The 16,330-nt window shown below is 68.2% G+C and carries 15 protein-coding genes; 6 read left to right on the top strand and 9 right to left on the bottom strand.

The features are described 5' to 3' along the window. Positions 1–2 precede the first annotated feature (2 nt). Positions 3–1,241, bottom strand: coding sequence for a TIGR03862 family flavoprotein (locus AC1DYD_RS04100; protein ID WP_478171474.1), 1,239 nt, complete (start codon positions 1,239–1,241; stop codon positions 3–5). 130 nt (positions 1,242–1,371) lie between these two features. Between AC1DYD_RS04100 and trxA the strand changes: the two genes are divergently transcribed. Both trxA and rho read left to right on the top strand, forming a co-directional pair. Beyond that, positions 1,372–1,704, top strand: coding sequence for a thioredoxin TrxA (trxA, locus tag AC1DYD_RS04095; protein ID WP_028253873.1), 333 nt, complete (start codon positions 1,372–1,374; stop codon positions 1,702–1,704). A gap of 184 nt (positions 1,705–1,888) precedes the next feature. After that, complete coding sequence (gene rho, locus AC1DYD_RS04090) at positions 1,889–3,154, top strand: transcription termination factor Rho (RefSeq protein WP_158722484.1); 1,266 nt, start codon at positions 1,889–1,891, stop codon at positions 3,152–3,154. A 120-nt stretch (positions 3,155–3,274) separates the two neighbouring features. Here the strand turns inward: rho and AC1DYD_RS04085 are convergent, their stop codons facing one another. Beyond that, complete coding sequence (locus tag AC1DYD_RS04085; RefSeq protein ID WP_478171473.1) at positions 3,275–4,336, bottom strand: oxidoreductase; 1,062 nt, start codon at positions 4,334–4,336, stop codon at positions 3,275–3,277. Between the two features lie 120 nt (positions 4,337–4,456). Here AC1DYD_RS04085 and AC1DYD_RS04080 point away from each other — a divergent pair, with 120 nt between their 5' ends. From AC1DYD_RS04080 to AC1DYD_RS04070, 3 genes are all read left to right on the top strand, one after another. Beyond that, positions 4,457–4,726 carry a type B 50S ribosomal protein L31 gene (locus AC1DYD_RS04080; RefSeq protein WP_478171472.1) on the top strand — a complete coding sequence of 90 codons (270 nt, stop codon included), beginning with the start codon at positions 4,457–4,459 and terminating at the stop codon, positions 4,724–4,726. A gap of 84 nt (positions 4,727–4,810) precedes the next feature. Continuing rightward, positions 4,811–6,550: a hypothetical protein gene (locus tag AC1DYD_RS04075; RefSeq protein WP_478171471.1), complete on the top strand. Its 1,740-nt coding sequence runs from the start codon at positions 4,811–4,813 to the stop codon at positions 6,548–6,550. A gap of 19 nt (positions 6,551–6,569) precedes the next feature. Next, on the top strand, positions 6,570–7,961 hold the full coding sequence (locus tag AC1DYD_RS04070) for an MATE family efflux transporter (protein WP_478171470.1): 1,392 nt from the start codon (positions 6,570–6,572) through the stop codon (positions 7,959–7,961). A gap of 14 nt (positions 7,962–7,975) precedes the next feature. On the opposite strand, the gene phoR is transcribed toward AC1DYD_RS04070, so the two are convergent. The 7 genes from phoR to pstS are packed head-to-tail and all read right to left on the bottom strand — an operon-like array spanning position 7,976 to position 14,588. After that, positions 7,976–9,310 carry a phosphate regulon sensor histidine kinase PhoR gene (gene phoR / locus AC1DYD_RS04065; RefSeq protein WP_478171469.1) on the bottom strand — a complete coding sequence of 445 codons (1,335 nt, stop codon included), beginning with the start codon at positions 9,308–9,310 and terminating at the stop codon, positions 7,976–7,978. A 56-nt stretch (positions 9,311–9,366) separates the two neighbouring features. Continuing rightward, the gene (gene phoB / locus AC1DYD_RS04060; RefSeq protein WP_478171468.1) at positions 9,367–10,059 is read right to left on the bottom strand and encodes a phosphate regulon transcriptional regulator PhoB; all 693 of its coding nucleotides are present in this window, start codon (positions 10,057–10,059) and stop codon (positions 9,367–9,369) included. 18 nt (positions 10,060–10,077) lie between these two features. Continuing rightward, positions 10,078–10,779, bottom strand: a complete 702-nt coding sequence (gene phoU, locus AC1DYD_RS04055; RefSeq protein ID WP_478171467.1) for a phosphate signaling complex protein PhoU — start codon at positions 10,777–10,779, stop codon at positions 10,078–10,080. A 10-nt stretch (positions 10,780–10,789) separates the two neighbouring features. Next, positions 10,790–11,569 (bottom strand): phosphate ABC transporter ATP-binding protein PstB, encoded by a 780-nt coding sequence (gene pstB, locus AC1DYD_RS04050; protein ID WP_478171466.1) that lies wholly within the window; start codon positions 11,567–11,569, stop codon positions 10,790–10,792. Positions 11,570–11,577: 8 nt separating this feature from the next. Beyond that, positions 11,578–12,465: a phosphate ABC transporter permease PstA gene (gene pstA, locus AC1DYD_RS04045; RefSeq protein WP_478171465.1), complete on the bottom strand. Its 888-nt coding sequence runs from the start codon at positions 12,463–12,465 to the stop codon at positions 11,578–11,580. Beyond that, positions 12,462–13,532, bottom strand: a complete 1,071-nt coding sequence (gene pstC / locus AC1DYD_RS04040) for a phosphate ABC transporter permease subunit PstC (protein WP_478171464.1) — start codon at positions 13,530–13,532, stop codon at positions 12,462–12,464. The genes pstA and pstC overlap by 4 nt, the downstream gene beginning before the upstream one ends. Positions 13,533–13,547: 15 nt before the next feature. Beyond that, positions 13,548–14,588, bottom strand: a complete 1,041-nt coding sequence (gene pstS, locus AC1DYD_RS04035) for a phosphate ABC transporter substrate-binding protein PstS (RefSeq protein ID WP_478171463.1) — start codon at positions 14,586–14,588, stop codon at positions 13,548–13,550. A gap of 211 nt (positions 14,589–14,799) precedes the next feature. Between pstS and AC1DYD_RS04030 the strand changes: the two genes are divergently transcribed. Beyond that, complete coding sequence (locus AC1DYD_RS04030; protein WP_478171462.1) at positions 14,800–16,317, top strand: Ppx/GppA phosphatase family protein; 1,518 nt, start codon at positions 14,800–14,802, stop codon at positions 16,315–16,317. The last annotated feature ends 13 nt before the right edge of the window (positions 16,318–16,330 follow it).

Genomic DNA, 16,330 nt, shown 5'->3' with positions numbered 1-16,330 from the left:
CCCTACTTCAGACGCTCCAGCGCGCCGCGCGCGGCGGCCGCGCCGCTCGCCATCGAGGCGGTCAACAGATAGCCCCCGGTCGGCGCCTCCCAGTCGAGCATCTCGCCGGCGAAGAAGACGTCCGGCAGCGCCACGGCCATCAGCCGGTCGTCGAGCGCGTCGAAGCGCACGCCGCCGCCGGTGCTGATGGCCTCGTCGATCGGCCGCGCCGCCGAGAGGCGCAGCGGCACCGCCTTGATGGTCTCGGCCAGCTTCTCGGCAGCGTGCATCTCCTCGCGTGTCAGCACCTCGTGCAACACGCCGGCCTTGATGCCCTCGAGGCCGAGGCGGCTCTTCAGATGACTCGCCTGCGAACGTGCGCCGCGCGGATGCATCACCGCGGCGCGCACTTGCTCGGCGCTGCGATCGGGCAGCAGGTCGAGCATCAGGATGGCGCAGCCGCGCGCCGCGATCTCGTCGCGCAGCAAGGCCGAGGCCGCGTAGATCAGGCTGCCTTCGACGCCAGTCGCGGTTGCCACGAACTCGCCCTTGCGCGCGAAGCGGCGACCGTGCCCGTCGCTGAATGCGATCGCCACCGACTTGAAGGGCATGCCTGCGAAGCGCTCCGCAAAATGCGGTGTCCAGCCGATGTCGAAGCCGCAGTTGGCCTGCACCAGCGGCGCGACCGCCACGCCGCGACCGGACACCCATGGCACCCAGGCCCCATCGGAGCCCAGCCGCGACCAGCTGGCGCCGCCGAGCGCCAGCACGACGGCGTCGTGCGCCTGTGCGACCTCGCCGTCGGGCGTAGCGAAGCGCAGCGTGGTGGCCGGCGTCGCCGCGTCCGGCCAACCCAGCCAGCGATGGCGCATGTGAAAGCGCACGCCGGCCTGCCGCAGCCGATGCAGCCAGGCCCGCAGCAGCGGCGCGGCTTTCATGTCCTTCGGGAACACACGGCCCGAGGTGCCCACAAAGGTCTCGATGCCCAGCCCGTGCGCCCAGGCCCGCAGTTGATCGGGACCGAAGGCCTTCAGCAACGGCGCGAGCGCCGCATTGCGCTCGCCGAAGCGAGTGGCAAAGAGCTCGAAGGGTTCGGAATGCGTGAGGTTGAGACCGCCGCGCCCGGCGAGCAGGAACTTGCGCCCGACCGAGGGCATGGCGTCGTAGAGATGCACCTCGACGCCTTCGGCGGCCAGCACTTCGGCCGCCATCAATCCGGCAGGACCGCCACCGACCACCGCCACTTTTCTTGTCTGATTCATGCGTCGAGTGTCACCGCTTTGGCTATCGATGCCATAGCTTCCGCGCCGACCACGTCGCTACTTGGTTTCTGTCACAATGACCTGCACTTTGGCAGCACCCAAAACTCTCCGCGCAGAAGGACACAACTCCATGGCCAGCGACCTCATCAAACACATCTCCGACTCCTCCTTCGAAGCCGACGTGCTCAAGTCCGGCAAGCCCGTTCTGGTCGACTACTGGGCCGAATGGTGTGGGCCCTGCAAGATGATCGCGCCGATCCTCGACGAGGTGTCCAACACCTACGAGGGCAAGCTCCAGATCGCCAAGATGAACGTCGACGAGAACCGCGACATCCCGGCCAAGTTCGGCATCCGCGGCATCCCGACCCTGATGCTGTTCAAGGACGGCCAGCTTGCCGCCACCAAGGTCGGCGCGATGAGCAAGGCGCAACTCACGGCCTTCATCGATCAGCAACTCGCCTGAAGCCTTCTCCGGCTGCCCGCGCGCAATGCGCCGGCAGCCGCCGATTTTCCTGTCATAATCTCCCGCAGATCACCGGCCCTCCCAGGGACCCGGTTCGAGTTCCCCGGTTTGTGAGGCATCTCTCGCCTCTCACCAAACCTCCCCCTCCTGGTTCCAGACCGATTTCCCCTCACGGGGTCATTCCATGCACTTAAACGAACTCAAGGCACTCCACGTGTCCGAAGTCCTCAAGCAGGCCGAAGCCCTTGAGATCGAAAACGTCGGCCGCATGCGCAAGCAGGAGCTGATGTTCGCGATCATCAAGAAGCGCGCCAAGGCCGGCGAGCAGGTCTTCGCCGACGGCGTGCTCGAGATCCTGCCGGACGGCTTCGGCTTCCTGCGCAGCCCCGACACCAGCTTCACCGCCAGCACCGACGACATCTACATCTCGCCGAGCCAGGTGCGCCGCTTCAACCTGCACACCGGCGACATGATCGAAGGCGAGGTGCGCACGCCCAAGGACGGGGAGCGCTACTTCGCACTGACCAAGCTCGACAAGGTCAACGACGGGCTGCCCGAGAACAACAAGCACAAGGTGATGTTCGAGAACCTGACGCCGCTGTTCCCGAAGGAGCAGATGAAGCTCGAGCGCGACGGCTTCAAGGGCGAAGAGAACATCACCGGCCGGATCATCGACATCATCGCGCCGATCGGCAAGGGCCAGCGTGCCCTGCTCGTGGCCCCGCCCAAGAGCGGCAAGACGGTGATGATGCAGCACATCGCGCACGCGATCAGCGCCAACTACCCCGAAGTGCACATGATGGTGCTGCTGGTGGACGAGCGGCCCGAAGAAGTGACCGAGATGCAGCGCACCGTGAAGGGCGAGGTGATTGCCTCGACCTTCGACGAGCCCGCCGCGCGCCACGTGCACGTCGCCGAGATGGTGATCGAACGCGCCAAGCGCCTGGTCGAGCTCAAGAAGGATGTCGTGATCCTGCTCGACTCGATCACCCGCCTGGCCCGCGCCTACAACAACGTCGTGCCCTCCTCGGGCAAGGTGCTGACCGGCGGCGTCGACTCCAATGCGCTGCAGCGTCCCAAGCGTTTCCTGGGCGCCGCGCGCAACGTGGAAGAAGGCGGCTCGCTGACCATCATCGGCACCGCGCTGATCGACACCGGCAGCCGCATGGACGAAGTGATCTTCGAAGAGTTCAAGGGCACCGGCAACTCCGAAATCCACCTCGACCGCCGGCTCTACGAGAAGCGCGTGTTCCCCTCGATCCAGCTCAACCGCAGCGGCACCCGCCGCGAAGAACTGCTGCTGGCACCCGAGATCCTCCAGAAGACCCGCATCCTTCGCCAGCTCATGTACAACATGGACGAGATCGAGTCGATGGAGCTCATGCTCAAGAACATGAAGGCGACCAAGACCAATGTCGAGTTCTTCGACATGATGCGTCGCGGAGGTTGAGCCCCTACGCTCGGTCACTTCGTGTACTCGCTGCCCCCCGAGGGGGCGCGGTCCGCCTTGGGGCGGCCCGGCGGCGGACCAAGTACCACGAAGAATCGCCTTCAGCGCGCCGACACCTCGTCAGCGCGCCGCCAGGGCCCGGCCTTCCGCCGCGCTCTGGCGACCCAGGTCGAGCAGTTCCATCAGCTCGACCGCCTGCTCCGGCGTGACCGGATTCGGGCCCCTCTCCAAGATCGCATCGCGCACTGCCGCGTAGTAGCTCACGTAGTCGCCTGCCCGCGTGGGCAGCTTCTGCGTCTGCGCGCGGCCATCGAGGCCGACCAGCGTGAGTTCGCCATCGACCGGATCGGCGCCCCACTGCGCATCGCCGGGCCTGCCGCCGGCGCGCAGCGCGTCTTCCTGTGGATCGACGCCACGCTTGAGATAGCTGCCTCGCGTGCCGTGGACGATGAAGCGCGGCGCCGGAAAGGCCGCCAGCGTGGTCGCATGCAGCACCACCCGCAAGGGCGCATGCTCGCCGCTCTGGTAGCGCAGCACGGCATGGAAATAGTCCTCGACCAGCGCGCGCTCGCGCAGCGCCGCGGTGTCCAGCTGCAGCGTGTCGGGGCGGCCGAAGAGCTGCAGCGCCTGGTCGACCAGGTGCGCGCCGAGGTCGCCCCACAGCCCCGCGCCGGGCACCGGTTGCTCGCGCCAGCGCTCGCGCACCTGCGGCCGGAAGCGGTCGAAATGCGACTCGAAGTACACCGGGCGTCCGAGCTGGCGGCCTGCCAGCAGGCCGCGCAGGCTCAGGAAGTCCGAGTCGAAGCGCCGGTTCTGGTAGACCGACAGCAGCCGGCCCTGGCGTTTCGCCAGCGCGGTCAGATCACGGGCCTGGGCCGCGTCGAGCGTGAAGGGCTTGTCGACCACCACGTGCTTGCCGGCCTCCAGCGCCGCCCGGGCCAGCGGATGGTGCTGCGCGTTCGGCGCGGCCACCACCACCAGGTCGATGTCGCCGCGGCGCAACAGCGCCTCGACGTCCGGGACCACGGGAACACCGGGCCAGTCGGCGTGGACCTTGTTCGGCTGGGAACTCGCCACGGCGCCCAGGACGAGCCCCGGAACCGCCGACAGCACCGGTGCGTGGAAGGTCTGGCCAGCGAATCCGTAGCCGACCAGGCCGGCTTTCAGGGTGGGAATGGGCATGGTGATCGGGCCTCTGGCGCTGAAACGGCCCAGTATGCGATAATTGAGGGCTTAGCGAAAAGTGCTGCGTGGACGTTGTGTCCCGCTGTGGCTCTCGCATCGACCCACAAGGAAATGATCATGGCTAAAGCAGGCATTCACCCCAACTACCGCGAAGTTCTGTTCGTCGACCTGTCGAACGGCTTCAAGTTCGTGACCCGTTCGTGCGCGAACACCAAGGAAATGGGCAAGACCGACGACGGTCGCGAACTGCCTCTCTTCAAGCTCGATACCTCGAGCGAGTCGCACCCCTTCTACACCGGCACGCAAAAGTCGGTCGACAACATGGGTGGCCGCGTCGAGAAGTTCCGCAACCGCTTCGGCAAGACCACCGGCGCCGCCTCCAAGTAAGGCGGGCGCTTCCGCGTCGAGGGCAGCCCGGTTTACCGCGCTGCCCTTTTTTTGCTTTCGCTCCCTCCCACGCAAACCCGCCCCTTGAACCAGCCGACGCCAGCGATCGTTGCCCAGAGCGCCGTGCGCCGCCTGCCGCGGATCGCGTTGCTGCTGCTCTGCGCCGCCTACCTGATGCCGGGGCTGGTGGGGCGCGGGCCCTGGAAGAGTGCCGACATCGCAGCCTTCGGCTTCATGGCCGAGCTGGCACAAGCTGGCGGCGGCATCGCGCGCTGGCTGGATCCGATGTTGCTCAGCCTGAGGCCCGAGACAGCTGCGCTGCTGCCCTACTGGATCGGCGCCTGGGCGATCAAGATCGCGCCGGCCTGGATGAACCCCGACCTCGCGGTGCGCATCGCCTTCGCGCTGCTGCTGTGGGGCACCTTCAGCGCCACCTGGTACGCCGCCTACTACCTGGCGCGCACCCCGCGCGCGCAGCCGGTGGCTTTTGCCTTCGGCGGCGAGGCGCGGCCGACCGACTATGCCCGAGCCATCGCCGATGGCGCCGTGCTGGCGCTGATCGCCTCGCTGGGCCTGGCGCAGCTGGGCCATGAAACCACCCCGGCACTGGCCCAGCTGTTCTTCGCCTCGCAGCTGTTCTACGGCGTCGCGGCGCTGCCCTATCACCGCGTCGGCGCCTTCATCGCGCTGCTGATCGGCAGCGTCGGCCTGACGCTGTCGGGCGGTCCGACGGTCGGCCTCGGACTGGGCCTTGGCTGCGTCGGGCTTCTGGCAGCAGAGCGCTGGGGCCACCGCGCCGAAGAAGCCTCCGAATCCGAACCGACCTACAGCTTCGGGGCCATTGCCGCCGTGCTCGGCGCGACCCTGCTGGTCGCTGCGCTCGCCGCCGGGCTCGGCCTCTTCCAGTGGAAGATCGACCTCCCCGGCAGCGACCCCCACACGCGCCTGATCGCCGACGTGCGCAGCCAGGCCAAGCTGCTGCTGTGGTTCACCTGGCCGACCTGGCCGCTGGCTGTCTGGACCCTCTGGCGCTGGCGCCGCCAACTGCTGGCGCGCCACGTGGCGCTGCCGCTGTGGTTCGCGCTGATGCCGCTGCTGGCCACCTGGACCACGGACTTCTCCGAGCGCTCCCTGCTGCTCGGCCTGCCGGCCTTCGCGACGCTGGCCGCCTTCGCGCTGCCGACCTTGCGGCGCAGCGTGGCGGCCTTGATCGACTGGTTCACGCTGCTGTTCTTCACCGGTTTCGCCATCATCATCTGGGTCATGTGGGTCGCGATGCAAACCGGCGTGCCGGCCAAGCCGGCGGCCAACGTCGCCAAGCTCGCGCCCGGCTTCGTTCCTCATTTCTCCGCCACGGCCTTCGTCTTCGCGCTGACCGCGACCCTGGCCTGGGCCTGGCTGGTGCGCTGGCGCACCGGGCGCCATCGCGCCGCGCTCTGGAAAACGCTGGTGCTGCCGGCCGGCGGCGCCGCGCTGTGCTGGATGCTGCTGATGACGCTGTGGCTGCCGCTGCTCGACTACGCGCGCAGCTATGGGCCCCAGGTGAGTGCAATCGCCGACAAGATCGGCCAGCCCGAGTGCATCTCCGAGCTCGCCCTCAGCCGGCCCCACGTCGCGGCGCTGCGCCACCACGGCAATTTCAAGCTGCGTTCGCTCGGGACCGAGCCGGTCTGCCCCTGGCTGCTGGTGAGCCCCGACGCGATCGCGCGGCTGCACAACATCGTGAACCTCGAGGGCTGGCGCCTGATCGGCACGCTGCGTCGCCCCACCAGCCCGAGCGACGACCTGCTGCTCTACCAACGCATCGCGCCCAACGGTGGCTAGCCGTGGGAGCGGCCCGGCGGTGCCTAGCGAGCGGCGGGTGATCGCACGCCACGCCGCGACGGTGCTGGTCGGCCAGCTCGCGGTGATGGCCTTCGGCGTCACCGACACGATCGTGGCCGGCCGCTATGCCGAAGGCGCGCTGGCGGCCTTGTCGGTCGGCTCGGCGATCTTCATCAGCGTCTACGTCTCGCTGATGGGCGGGCTGCAGGCGCTGCTGCCGGTGTGGGCCGAACTCCATGGCGCCCGGCGCACCTCCGAGGTCGGCCGCTCGGTGCGGCAGTCGCTCTACCTCTGCGCCGGGGCCATCGCGCTCGGCATGGCGCTGCTGTTGTTCCCGGCGCCGCTGCTGCGCTGGACCGAGGTGCCGCCGGCGATGCGCGACGCCGTCGAAGCCTACCTGCAGGTGCTGGCCTTCGCGCTGGCGCCGGCGCTGCTGTTCCGCCTCTTCAGCACCCTCAACCAGAGCCTGGGCAAGCCGCAGCTCGTGACCTGGCTGCAATTGGCGTCGCTGGGCCTGAAGCTGCCGCTGTCGATCTGGTTCACCTTCGGCGGCGCCGGGCTGCCGGCGATGGGGCTGGTCGGCTGCGGCTGGGCCACGCTGGCGGTCAACTACACGATGCTCGGAGCCGCCGTCTGGCTGCTGCGCGGCGACCCGTTCTACACCGGCTACCGCTTCTGGCAACGGATCGAGCCGCCCGACTGGCGGCAGCTGCGCCAGTTTGCGCGGCTCGGCGTGCCCGCCGGCCTGTCGGTGCTGGTGGAAGTGACCTCGTTCACCTTGATGGCGCTGTTCATCGCGCGCCTGGGGACTGCGGCCTCGGCCGCGCACCAGATCGCCGCCAACCTCACGGCCGTCGCCTACATGACGCCGCTGTCGCTGTCGATCGCGACCAGCGCGCGCGTCAGCTTCTGGCTCGGCGCCGATCAGGCCGCGCTGGCGCGGCGCGCCTGCCGGCGGGGCTTCGAGCTGACCGTGTGCTTCGCCCTGCTGATCGCAGGCGGCATGGCGGTGCTGCGCTGGCAGCTCGCCGGCATCTATACGGGCAACCCGGCGGTGGAGGCGCTCGGCGCGACGCTGCTGCTGGCGACCGCGCTCTATCATTTCGCAGACGCCCTGCAGACGCTGAGCGTCTTCGTGCTGCGCTGCTACCGCGTCACCGTGGCGCCGCTGGCGCTCTACTGCGCCCTGCTGTGGGGCGTGGGGCTCGGTGGCGGCTACCTGCTGGCCTATCGCGGCATCGGGACCTGGACGGCGATGCAATCGCCGCTGGCCTTCTGGCTCATGGGCGCGCTGGCATTGGCTTTCACCGCCGCCCTGTTCATCGCCTTGCTGCTGTCCACGCTCAGACCGGCGCCGGGCCGCCCCAAGGCGGTCTGTGCCCCCTCGGGGGGCAGCGAGCACACGAAGTGACGAGCGTGGGGGCCTCAGGCGACGACGCTGAGCGGCGAGGCCTGCCGCAGCCGCGACACGGGAAACACGAGCGCAAAACGCGAGCCCTTGCCGGGCGTGCTCTCGATGCGCAGCTCGGTGCCGTGGCGCTGCGCGATGTGCTTGACGATCGCCAGGCCGAGGCCGGTGCCGCCGGTCTCGCGCGAGCGGCTGCGGTCGATGCGGTAGAAGCGCTCGGTCAGGCGCGGCAGGTGCTCGGCGGCGATGCCCGGGCCGCTGTCGCGCACCGCGTACTCGCCCCGTCCGTCGGGCAACAGGCGCCAGCTGACGGCGACTTCGCCCCCGCCGGGCGTGTAGCGGATGGCATTGCTCACGAGATTCGACATCGCGCTTTGCAGCTCGGTCGGCGCGCCGGCGATCTCCGAGTCGGACTCCAGCGTGAACGACAGCCGGTGGCCCTGCGAGCTCAGGCGGCTCGACAGCCCCCTGCCCTCGTCCTCGCACTGCGCCATCAGGGCCCGCATGCGGGTCCAGCGGTTGGCCGGCGGGGCCGCGCTGCCCTCCAGCCGCGAGAGCGTCAGGAGGTCGTTGACCAGGGTCTCCATCCGATGGGACTGCTGCGCCATCAGGCCGAGATAGCGGGCGCGCTCCTTGGCGTCGAGCGGCAGGTTCTGCAGCGTTTCGACGAAGCCGGCCAGCACGGTGAGCGGCGTGCGGATCTCGTGCGAGACGTTGGCGACGAAGTCGCGCCGCATCGCCTCGGCCTGCTCGAGGGAGGTGATGTCGCGCGTCAGCAGCATGCGCCGGTTGCCGGCATAGGGATGCACCTGCACCGACAGCCGCGCCGGATGGCTGCGCTGCGCCGGCCCCTGGGCATCGATCACGACGTCGCGGCTGTAGTTCCAGGACGCCAGGTAGGCGACGAAGGCCGGGTCGCGCACCAGGTTCGCCATGTGCTGCAGCAGGTCGCGCTCGGCGTCGATGCCGAACTGCCCGGCGGCGGTCTGGTTGCACCATTCGATGCGGCCGTGCTCGTCGAGCAGCACGACGCCGTTCGGCGACGCCTGGATGGCGGCAAGGAATTCCTGCAGCCGGTCCTCGGCCTGGCGGGTCTGTTGCTCGCGCTCGCGCAGCAGCTTGCGGATGCGCTCGGACAGTTCGCCCCAGACGCCCGGGCCGCGCGAGGGCAGCCCTGCGGCATCGCTGCGCAGCACATTGAGCAGCCGCTGGGCTCGCCAGGCATCGAGCAGCAGCCACAAGAGCGCGCCGAGCCAGGCGCCGAGCCAGGCGTAGTGCCAACTCAGCAATGCCGTGGCAAGGCCACCGCCAAGGGCGGAAGCCGTGAGGAAAGTGGCGATACGGAGCGGCATGCCGGACGATTATCCCGCCCGGTCGAAGCCGGCCGGGCCAGTGGCGCGGTGGACTCTCAGACGGTCGCCTGGACGGTCAGCCGGTAGCCGGCGCCGCGCACGGTCTCGACCATCGGCGCGGCGGCGCCGAGCGACTCGCGCAAGCGCTTGACGTGCACGTCGACCGTGCGCTCCTCGATGTAGACGTGGTCGCCCCACACCTTGTCGAGCAGCTGGGCGCGGCTGTGGACGCGCTCTGCGTGCCGCATCAGGAAGCCCAGCAGCTTGAATTCGGTCGGCCCCACCTTCAGCGGCGCGCCCTGCCAGGTGACGCGGTGGGTCGCGGTGTCGAGCACCAGTTCGCCGATCTCGACCCGCTCGGCGGCGGCTTCCGGCGCCCGGCGGCGCAGCACGGCACGGATCCGCGCCAGCATCTCCTGCGTCGAAAAGGGTTTGGTGATGTAGTCGTCGGCGCCGGCGTCGAGCCCGGCCACCTTGTCGGGCTCGTCGCCGCGCGCGGTCAGCATCAGGATCGGGATCGCCTTGGTGCGCGAGTCCTTGCGCCAGTGGCGCGCCAGTTGCAGGCCGCTCTGGCCCGGCAGCATCCAGTCGAGCAGCACCAGGTCGGGCAGGAAGGCGTCGATCTCGCGCTGCGCCGCCGCGCCGTCCTCGGCCCAGATCGGCTCGAAGCCGTTGTGGCGCAGGTTGACGGCGATCAGCTCGGCGATCGAGGACTCGTCCTCGACGATCAGGATCCTTGGTTTCTTCATGAATTCAGTGCTGGCCGGTCACTGCAATGCCGACTCGATGGCTTCCATCGAAGTGTGCCGCACATCGGCACCCTTGACGATGTAGATGATGAACTCGGCGATGTTCTTGGCGTGGTCGCCGATGCGCTCGATCGCCTTGGCGAGGAACAGCAGGTCGAGGCTGGCGGAGATCTTGCGCGGGTCTTCCATCATGTAGGTGACCAGCTTGCGCACGAAGCCGTCGAACTCCTTGTCGATCAAGTCGTCGTCCTTGAGGATCGACAGCGCGGCCGCGGTGTCCAGCCGCGCGAAGGCGTCGAGCGCCTTGCGCAGCAGACCCGAGGCCAGGTCGGCGGCGATCCGCAGCTCGGTCGAGGGCAGCGCACGGGCCGATCCGCTTTCGATGATCGACTTGACCATGCGCGCGATCTTGTTGGCCTCGTCGCCCACGCGCTCCAGGTTGGCGGTGGTCTTGGAAATCGCGATCAGGAGGCGCAGGTCGCGCGCAGTCGGCTGGCGGCGGGCGATGATCGACGACAGCTCGCGGTCGATCTCGATCTCCATCGCGTTGACGCGGTGCTCGGTCTCGGCGACCCGCTCGGCCGCGTCGGCGTCGAACTCCTGCAGCGCATAGACCGCCTGGTGGATCTGGGCCTCGACCATGCCGCCGAGTTCCATCACCCGCGAAGACACGGTGTTGAGTTCACTGTCGAACTGGCTGGAAAGATGCTTTTCGGTCATGTCTGTCCCCTTAGCCGAAACGGCCGGTGATGTAGTCCTCGGTCTCCTTGCGCTTCGGCTTGAAGAACAGGTCCTCGGTGGCGCCGAACTCGATCAGGTCGCCCAGGTACATGTAGGCGGTGTAGTCGCTGCAGCGCGCCGCCTGCTGCATGTTGTGCGTCACGATGACCACGGTGTACTCGCTTTTGAGCTCGGCAATCAACTCCTCGATTTTCGCCGTCGAGATCGGGTCGAGTGCCGAGCAGGGTTCGTCGAGCAGCAGCACTTCGGGCTTGATCGCGATGCCGCGGGCGATGCACAGGCGCTGCTGCTGGCCGCCCGAGAGCCCGGAGCCGCTTTGCTGCAGCTTGTCGCGCACTTCGGTCCAGAGCGCCGCCTTCTTGAGCGCCCATTCGACCCGGTCGTCCATTTCCGAGGCGCTGAGGTTCTCGAACAGCTTCACGCCGAAGGCGATGTTGTCATAGATCGACATCGGGAACGGGGTCGGCTTCTGGAACACCATGCCGACCTTGGCGCGAATCAGCGCCACGTCCTGCTTGGAGGTCAGCAGGTTCTCGCCGTCGAGCGCGATGGTGCCCTCGGCGCGCTGCTCGGGATAGAGCTCGAACATGCGGTTGAAGGTGCGCAGCAGGGTCGACTTGCCGCAGCCCGACGGACCGATGAAGGCCGTCACCTTGTTCTCGGGAATCTCGAGATTGATGCCCTTGAGCGCGTGGAACTTGCCGTAGTAGAAATTCAGGTCCTTGACCGAGATCTTCGAACGCGTCGGCTGTGCGAGAGAGGTAGGCATGATGTGTTTCAGAGCTTGTTGCGCGTGAGAACCCGCGCGAGGATGTTGAGTGCCAGCACCGCGACCGTGATCAGGAACACGCCGGCCCAGGCCAGCTGTTGCCAGTTCTCGTACGGGCTCATCGCGAACTTGAAGATGGTCACCGGCAGGCTGGCCATCGGCTGCGTGACGTCGGAGGTCCAGAACTGGTTGCTGAGCGCGGTGAACAGCAGCGGCGCGGTCTCGCCGGCGATGCGGGCCACGGCCAGCAGCACCCCCGTGACCACCCCGGCGCGTGCGGCGCGCAGCGTGATGCTGAGGATCACCTTCCACTTCGGCGCGCCCAGCGCGTAGGCCGCTTCGCGCAGGCCCGGCGGCACCAGCTGCAGCATGTTCTCGGTGGTGCGGATCACCACCGGGATCACGATCAGCGCCAGCGCCAGGGCGCCGGCCAGGCCCGAGAAGGACTTGAAGTAGGCCACCACGACGGCATAGACGAACAGCCCGATCACGATCGAGGGCGCCGACAGCAGGATGTCGTTGACGAAGCGCACGAGGGTCGAGAGCCAGCCCTTGGGGTTGTATTCCGCCAGGTAGATACCGGCCATGATCCCGATCGGCGTGCCGACGAAGGTGGCCATCAGCACCATCACGAGCGAGCCGAAGATCGCGTTGGCGATGCCGCCGGCCTCGTTCGGCGGCGGCGTCATCTCGGTCAGGGTGCTCAGCGCCAGGCCGCCGACGCCCAGGCGCAGCGTTTCCCAGAGGATCCACACCAGCCAGAAGACGCCGAAGGCCATGGCCGCCAGCGACAGGGTCAGTGCGATGAAGTTGACCCGCTTGCGGCCGGCGAAGCGGGCCGCGCGCGTCTCGTCCAGCGTCTTGGCGTTCAGGAGGCGTTCCGCGGTGGTGGTCATGACTTGGTGCCCTCGCTCTTCTTCATGCGCTGCAGCAGCAGCTTGGACAGCGACAGCACCACGAAGGTGATGAAGAACAGTACCAGGCCGAGGTACATCAGCGAGGCCTGGTGCAGGCCGGCGCCGGCTTCGGCGAACTCGTTCGCCAGTACCGAGGTGATGCTGTTGGCCGGTTCGAAGACCGACAGCGAATTGAGCTGGTTGGTGTTGCCGATCACGAAAGTGACCGCCATGGTCTCGCCCAGCGCCCGGCCGAGGCCGAGCATGATGCCGCCGATGACGCCGGCCTTGGTATAGGGCAGCACCACCTTCGACACCACTTCCCAGGTGGTGGAGCCGAGGCCGTAGGCCGACTCCTTGAGCAGCGGCGGCGTGACCTCGAAGACGTCGCGCATCACCGAGGCGATGAACGGGATGATCATGATCGCCAGGATGATGCCGGCCGACAGGATGCCGATGCCCACCGGCGGGCCCGCCACCAGCGCGCCCAGGTAAGGCACGCCCTCGAACAGCTTCTGCAACGGCTGCTGCACGTAGGTCGAGAGGATCGGGCCGAACACCAGCAGGCCCCACATGCCGTAGACGATCGACGGCACCGCCGCCAACAGTTCGATCGCGGTGCCGAGCGGCCGCTTGAGCCAGGCCGGCGACATCTCGGTCAGGAACAACGCGATGCCGAAGCTCACCGGCACCGCGATCAGCAGCGCGATCAGCGAGGTGGCCAGCGTGCCGTAGATCATCACCAGGCCGCCGTACTGGTCCTGCACCGGGTCCCAGACGCTGCTGGTGAGGAAGCCGAGTCCGAACTTGGAAATGGCGGGCCAGGCACCGTACAGCAGCGACAGCAGGATGCCGATCAGCATCGCGAGCGTCAGCAGCGCGGCACCCTTGGCGGCCCAGCCGAACAGGCGGTCGGTGGTGGGGCCGCTGCGCGGCCGCTTGGCCGGCGGCGGTCCGGCCTGGGTACGGGCGCGCTCGGGCGAGCGCTCGAGCGGCGTGGCGCTGGCGGGGAATGTGGATGACACGTGTCGCTCCGGAGTCGGCGCGCGATCAAGCGGTGTGCTCATACGCGCCGAGTTGCCTTACTTGATCGCGACGGGCTTGCCCGAGGCGTCCTTGATCTCGCCCCAGGCGGTGGCGATCGCGCCCTTGACCTTGTCGGGCATCGGCACGTAGTCGAGCTCGCCGGCGGTCTTGTCGCCGTTCTTGTAGGCCCAGTCGAAGAACTTCAGCGTGGTCGTGGCCTGGGCCGGCTTGTCCTGCGCCTTGTGCATCAGGATGAAGGTGGCGCCGGTGATCGGCCACGCATCCTTGCCCGGCTGGTTGGTCAGCACCTGGTAGAAGCTCTTCGACCAGTCGGCGCCGGCCGCCGCGGCCTTGAAGGCGTCGTCGTCCGGCGAAACGAAGTTGCCGGCCTGGTTCTGCATCTGGGCGTAGGTCATCTTGTTCTGCTTGACGTACGCGTACTCCACATAGCCGATCGAGTTCGGCAGCCGGTTCACGAAGGCCGCGACGCCCTCGTTGCCCTTGCCGCCCGCGCCGGTGGGCCAGTTGACCGCGGTGCCGTCGCCGACCTTGGCCTTCCAGTCCGGGTTGACCTTGCTCAGGTAGTTGGTGAACAGGAAGGTGGTGCCAGAACCGTCGGCGCGGCGCACCGGCGCGATGGCGGCATCCGGCAGCGCCAGCGAACCGTTCAGCGCCTTGATCGCCGGATCGTTCCACTTGGTGATCTTGCCGAGGTAGATGTCGGCGATGACGGGGCCGCTGAGCTTGAGCTCGCCGGGCTTGATGCCCTGGATGTTGACCACCGGGATCACGCCGCCGATGACGGTCGGGAACTGGATCAGGCCCTTGCTCTTGAGTTCGTCGTCGGACAGCGGCATGTCGGAGGCGCCGAAGTCGACCGTCTTGGCATCGATCTGCTTGATGCCGGCGCCCGAGCCGACCGACTGGTAGTTGATCTTCGCGCCGGTGGCCTTGTTGAAATCGGCGGCCCACTTCGAGTACAGCGGCGCCGGAAAGCTGGCGCCGGCCCCGGTGGCGGTTTCCTGGGCCAGCGCCGGAGCCTGGGCGAAGGCCGCGGCGATCAGGCCGGCGGCTGCGAATTTGAACGTCGTTTTCATGTGCTTCCTTTGAACTGCAACAAGGACCCCTCGGGGGGCTTGGCAACGACTCTAGAAAGCTTGTGTGACAAGGTCGTGACACCCTCGTACAGAGGGAAAACCGTCCGTTGCGACAGCTGCCGGCATGTCGCTGTCACATATTCGTCACACGGTCCACCTAGCCTTGCCACCCTGCCCGGCTACGATCGGGCCCCGACACCGCCAACCCTTTATGAAAAACGGAACCCGCCTCGCCGCGGTCGATCTCGGCTCGAACAGCTACCGGCTCGAGATCGGCCAGGTCGACCATGGCCAGATCCATCGCACCGAATACCTCAAGGAAACCGTCCGCCAGGGCAACGGTCTCGACAGCGCCCGCAACCTGACGCCGGAGGCGATGCAGCGCGGCTGGGACGCCCTGGCCCGATTCGGCGAGCGGCTGGCGGGCTTCGACCGCTCCCAGGTCCGAGCGGTGGCCACGCAGACCCTGCGCGAAGCACGCAACCGTGACGAGTTCCTGCTGCGCGCGCGCACCGTGCTGGGCTTCGGCATCGACGTCATCACGGGCCGCGAGGAGGCCCGGCTGATCTATCAGGGCGTGGCCCACACCCTGCCGCATACCGATGCGTCGAACCGCGAGCGGCGGCTGGTGGTGGACATCGGCGGCCGCTCGACCGAGATGATCATCGGCCACGCGCTCGAGGCCGAGGTCATGGAGTCCTACCGGGTCGGCAGCGTCGCCTGGTCGATGAAGCATTTCCAGCAGGGGCTGTTCACCCCGTCGGCCTTCCAGGCCGCCGAGGTGGCGGCCAAGGCGGTGCTCGACGACGCCCTGGGCACCTACGTGCCCGACCGCTGGGACGTCGCGTACGGCGCCTCGGGCACCATCGGCGCCGTCGGCGACGTGCTGGCCGCGGCCGGCAACGAGCCCGGCCTGATCACGCGCGATGGCCTCGACTGGCTGGTCGATCGCCTGCTGCGGGCCGGCAGCGCCGACCGGCTGCGCATCGAGGGCATGCGGGAAGACCGCAAGGCGGTGATCGGCGGCGGCGTCAGCGTGTTGCGCGCGGTTTTCGACCTGCTCGAGATCGAGGAGATGCGGGTCGCCCAGGGCGCACTGCGCCACGGCGTGCTGTATGAATTGCTGGAGCGCGACGACACCGTGGCCGACCTGCGCACCGCCACCGTGGCCCGGCTCGCAAACCGCTTCCCGGTCGATGCCACCCAGGTCAAGCGGGTCGGCGAGACCGCGGCCTCGCTCTACGTGCAGCTGAATCCGGCGGCGCGCGGCGGCAGCACCACCAGCCGCGCCGGCCGGGCGCTGCGCAAGCTGGGCTGGGCCGCGCAACTGCACGAGATCGGGGCCCAGATCTCCCACAGCGAATACCACAAGCACGGCGCCTACATCCTGGACAACGCCGATGCACCCGGCTTCGCGGTCAACGAGATGCACGCGCTGAGCCAGCTGGTGCTGGGGCATCGCGGCAAGCTGCGCAAACTGGAAGGCGCCCTGGACGACGAGGCTTTCGTCGCGCAGCTGGTCGCCTTGCGGCTGGCCGTGATCCTCTGTCACGCGCGCCGCGACCCGGACCTGCAGGGCTTCACGCTCGAACGCCCCGATGCGCGGCGCTTCGTCATCGGCTGCCGGCCCGACTGGTCGGCCCTGTTCCCGCAGTCCGCGCACCTGTTGCGCGAAGAAGTGCTGGCCTGGCAAAAGACCCCGTGGCGGGTCGAGCTCGCGGGATTCTGAGGGGCCTTGCGCC

It is taken from the genome of Variovorax sp. P4_B11, assembly GCF_056402355.1.
Note: the sequence above shows the minus strand (reverse complement) of the source record. Positions and strands in the feature narration are given on the sequence as shown.

What these genes read in the sequence shown, in the direction of transcription:
- AC1DYD_RS04100 (WP_478171474.1), bottom strand. Translation starts at nt 1,241, where the DNA reads ATGAATCAGACAAGAAAAGTGGCGGTGGTCGGTGGCGGTCCTGCCGGA.
- trxA (WP_028253873.1), top strand. Translation starts at nt 1,372, where the DNA reads ATGGCCAGCGACCTCATCAAACACATCTCCGACTCCTCCTTCGAAGCC.
- rho (WP_158722484.1), top strand. Translation starts at nt 1,889, where the DNA reads ATGCACTTAAACGAACTCAAGGCACTCCACGTGTCCGAAGTCCTCAAG.
- AC1DYD_RS04085 (WP_478171473.1), bottom strand. Translation starts at nt 4,336, where the DNA reads ATGCCCATTCCCACCCTGAAAGCCGGCCTGGTCGGCTACGGATTCGCT.
- AC1DYD_RS04080 (WP_478171472.1), top strand. Translation starts at nt 4,457, where the DNA reads ATGGCTAAAGCAGGCATTCACCCCAACTACCGCGAAGTTCTGTTCGTC.
- phoR (WP_478171469.1), bottom strand. Translation starts at nt 9,310, where the DNA reads ATGCCGCTCCGTATCGCCACTTTCCTCACGGCTTCCGCCCTTGGCGGT.
- phoB (WP_478171468.1), bottom strand. Translation starts at nt 10,059, where the DNA reads ATGAAGAAACCAAGGATCCTGATCGTCGAGGACGAGTCCTCGATCGCC.
- phoU (WP_478171467.1), bottom strand. Translation starts at nt 10,779, where the DNA reads ATGACCGAAAAGCATCTTTCCAGCCAGTTCGACAGTGAACTCAACACC.
- pstB (WP_478171466.1), bottom strand. Translation starts at nt 11,569, where the DNA reads ATGCCTACCTCTCTCGCACAGCCGACGCGTTCGAAGATCTCGGTCAAG.
- pstA (WP_478171465.1), bottom strand. Translation starts at nt 12,465, where the DNA reads ATGACCACCACCGCGGAACGCCTCCTGAACGCCAAGACGCTGGACGAG.
- pstC (WP_478171464.1), bottom strand. Translation starts at nt 13,532, where the DNA reads ATGAGCACACCGCTTGATCGCGCGCCGACTCCGGAGCGACACGTGTCA.
- pstS (WP_478171463.1), bottom strand. Translation starts at nt 14,588, where the DNA reads ATGAAAACGACGTTCAAATTCGCAGCCGCCGGCCTGATCGCCGCGGCC.
- AC1DYD_RS04030 (WP_478171462.1), top strand. Translation starts at nt 14,800, where the DNA reads ATGAAAAACGGAACCCGCCTCGCCGCGGTCGATCTCGGCTCGAACAGC.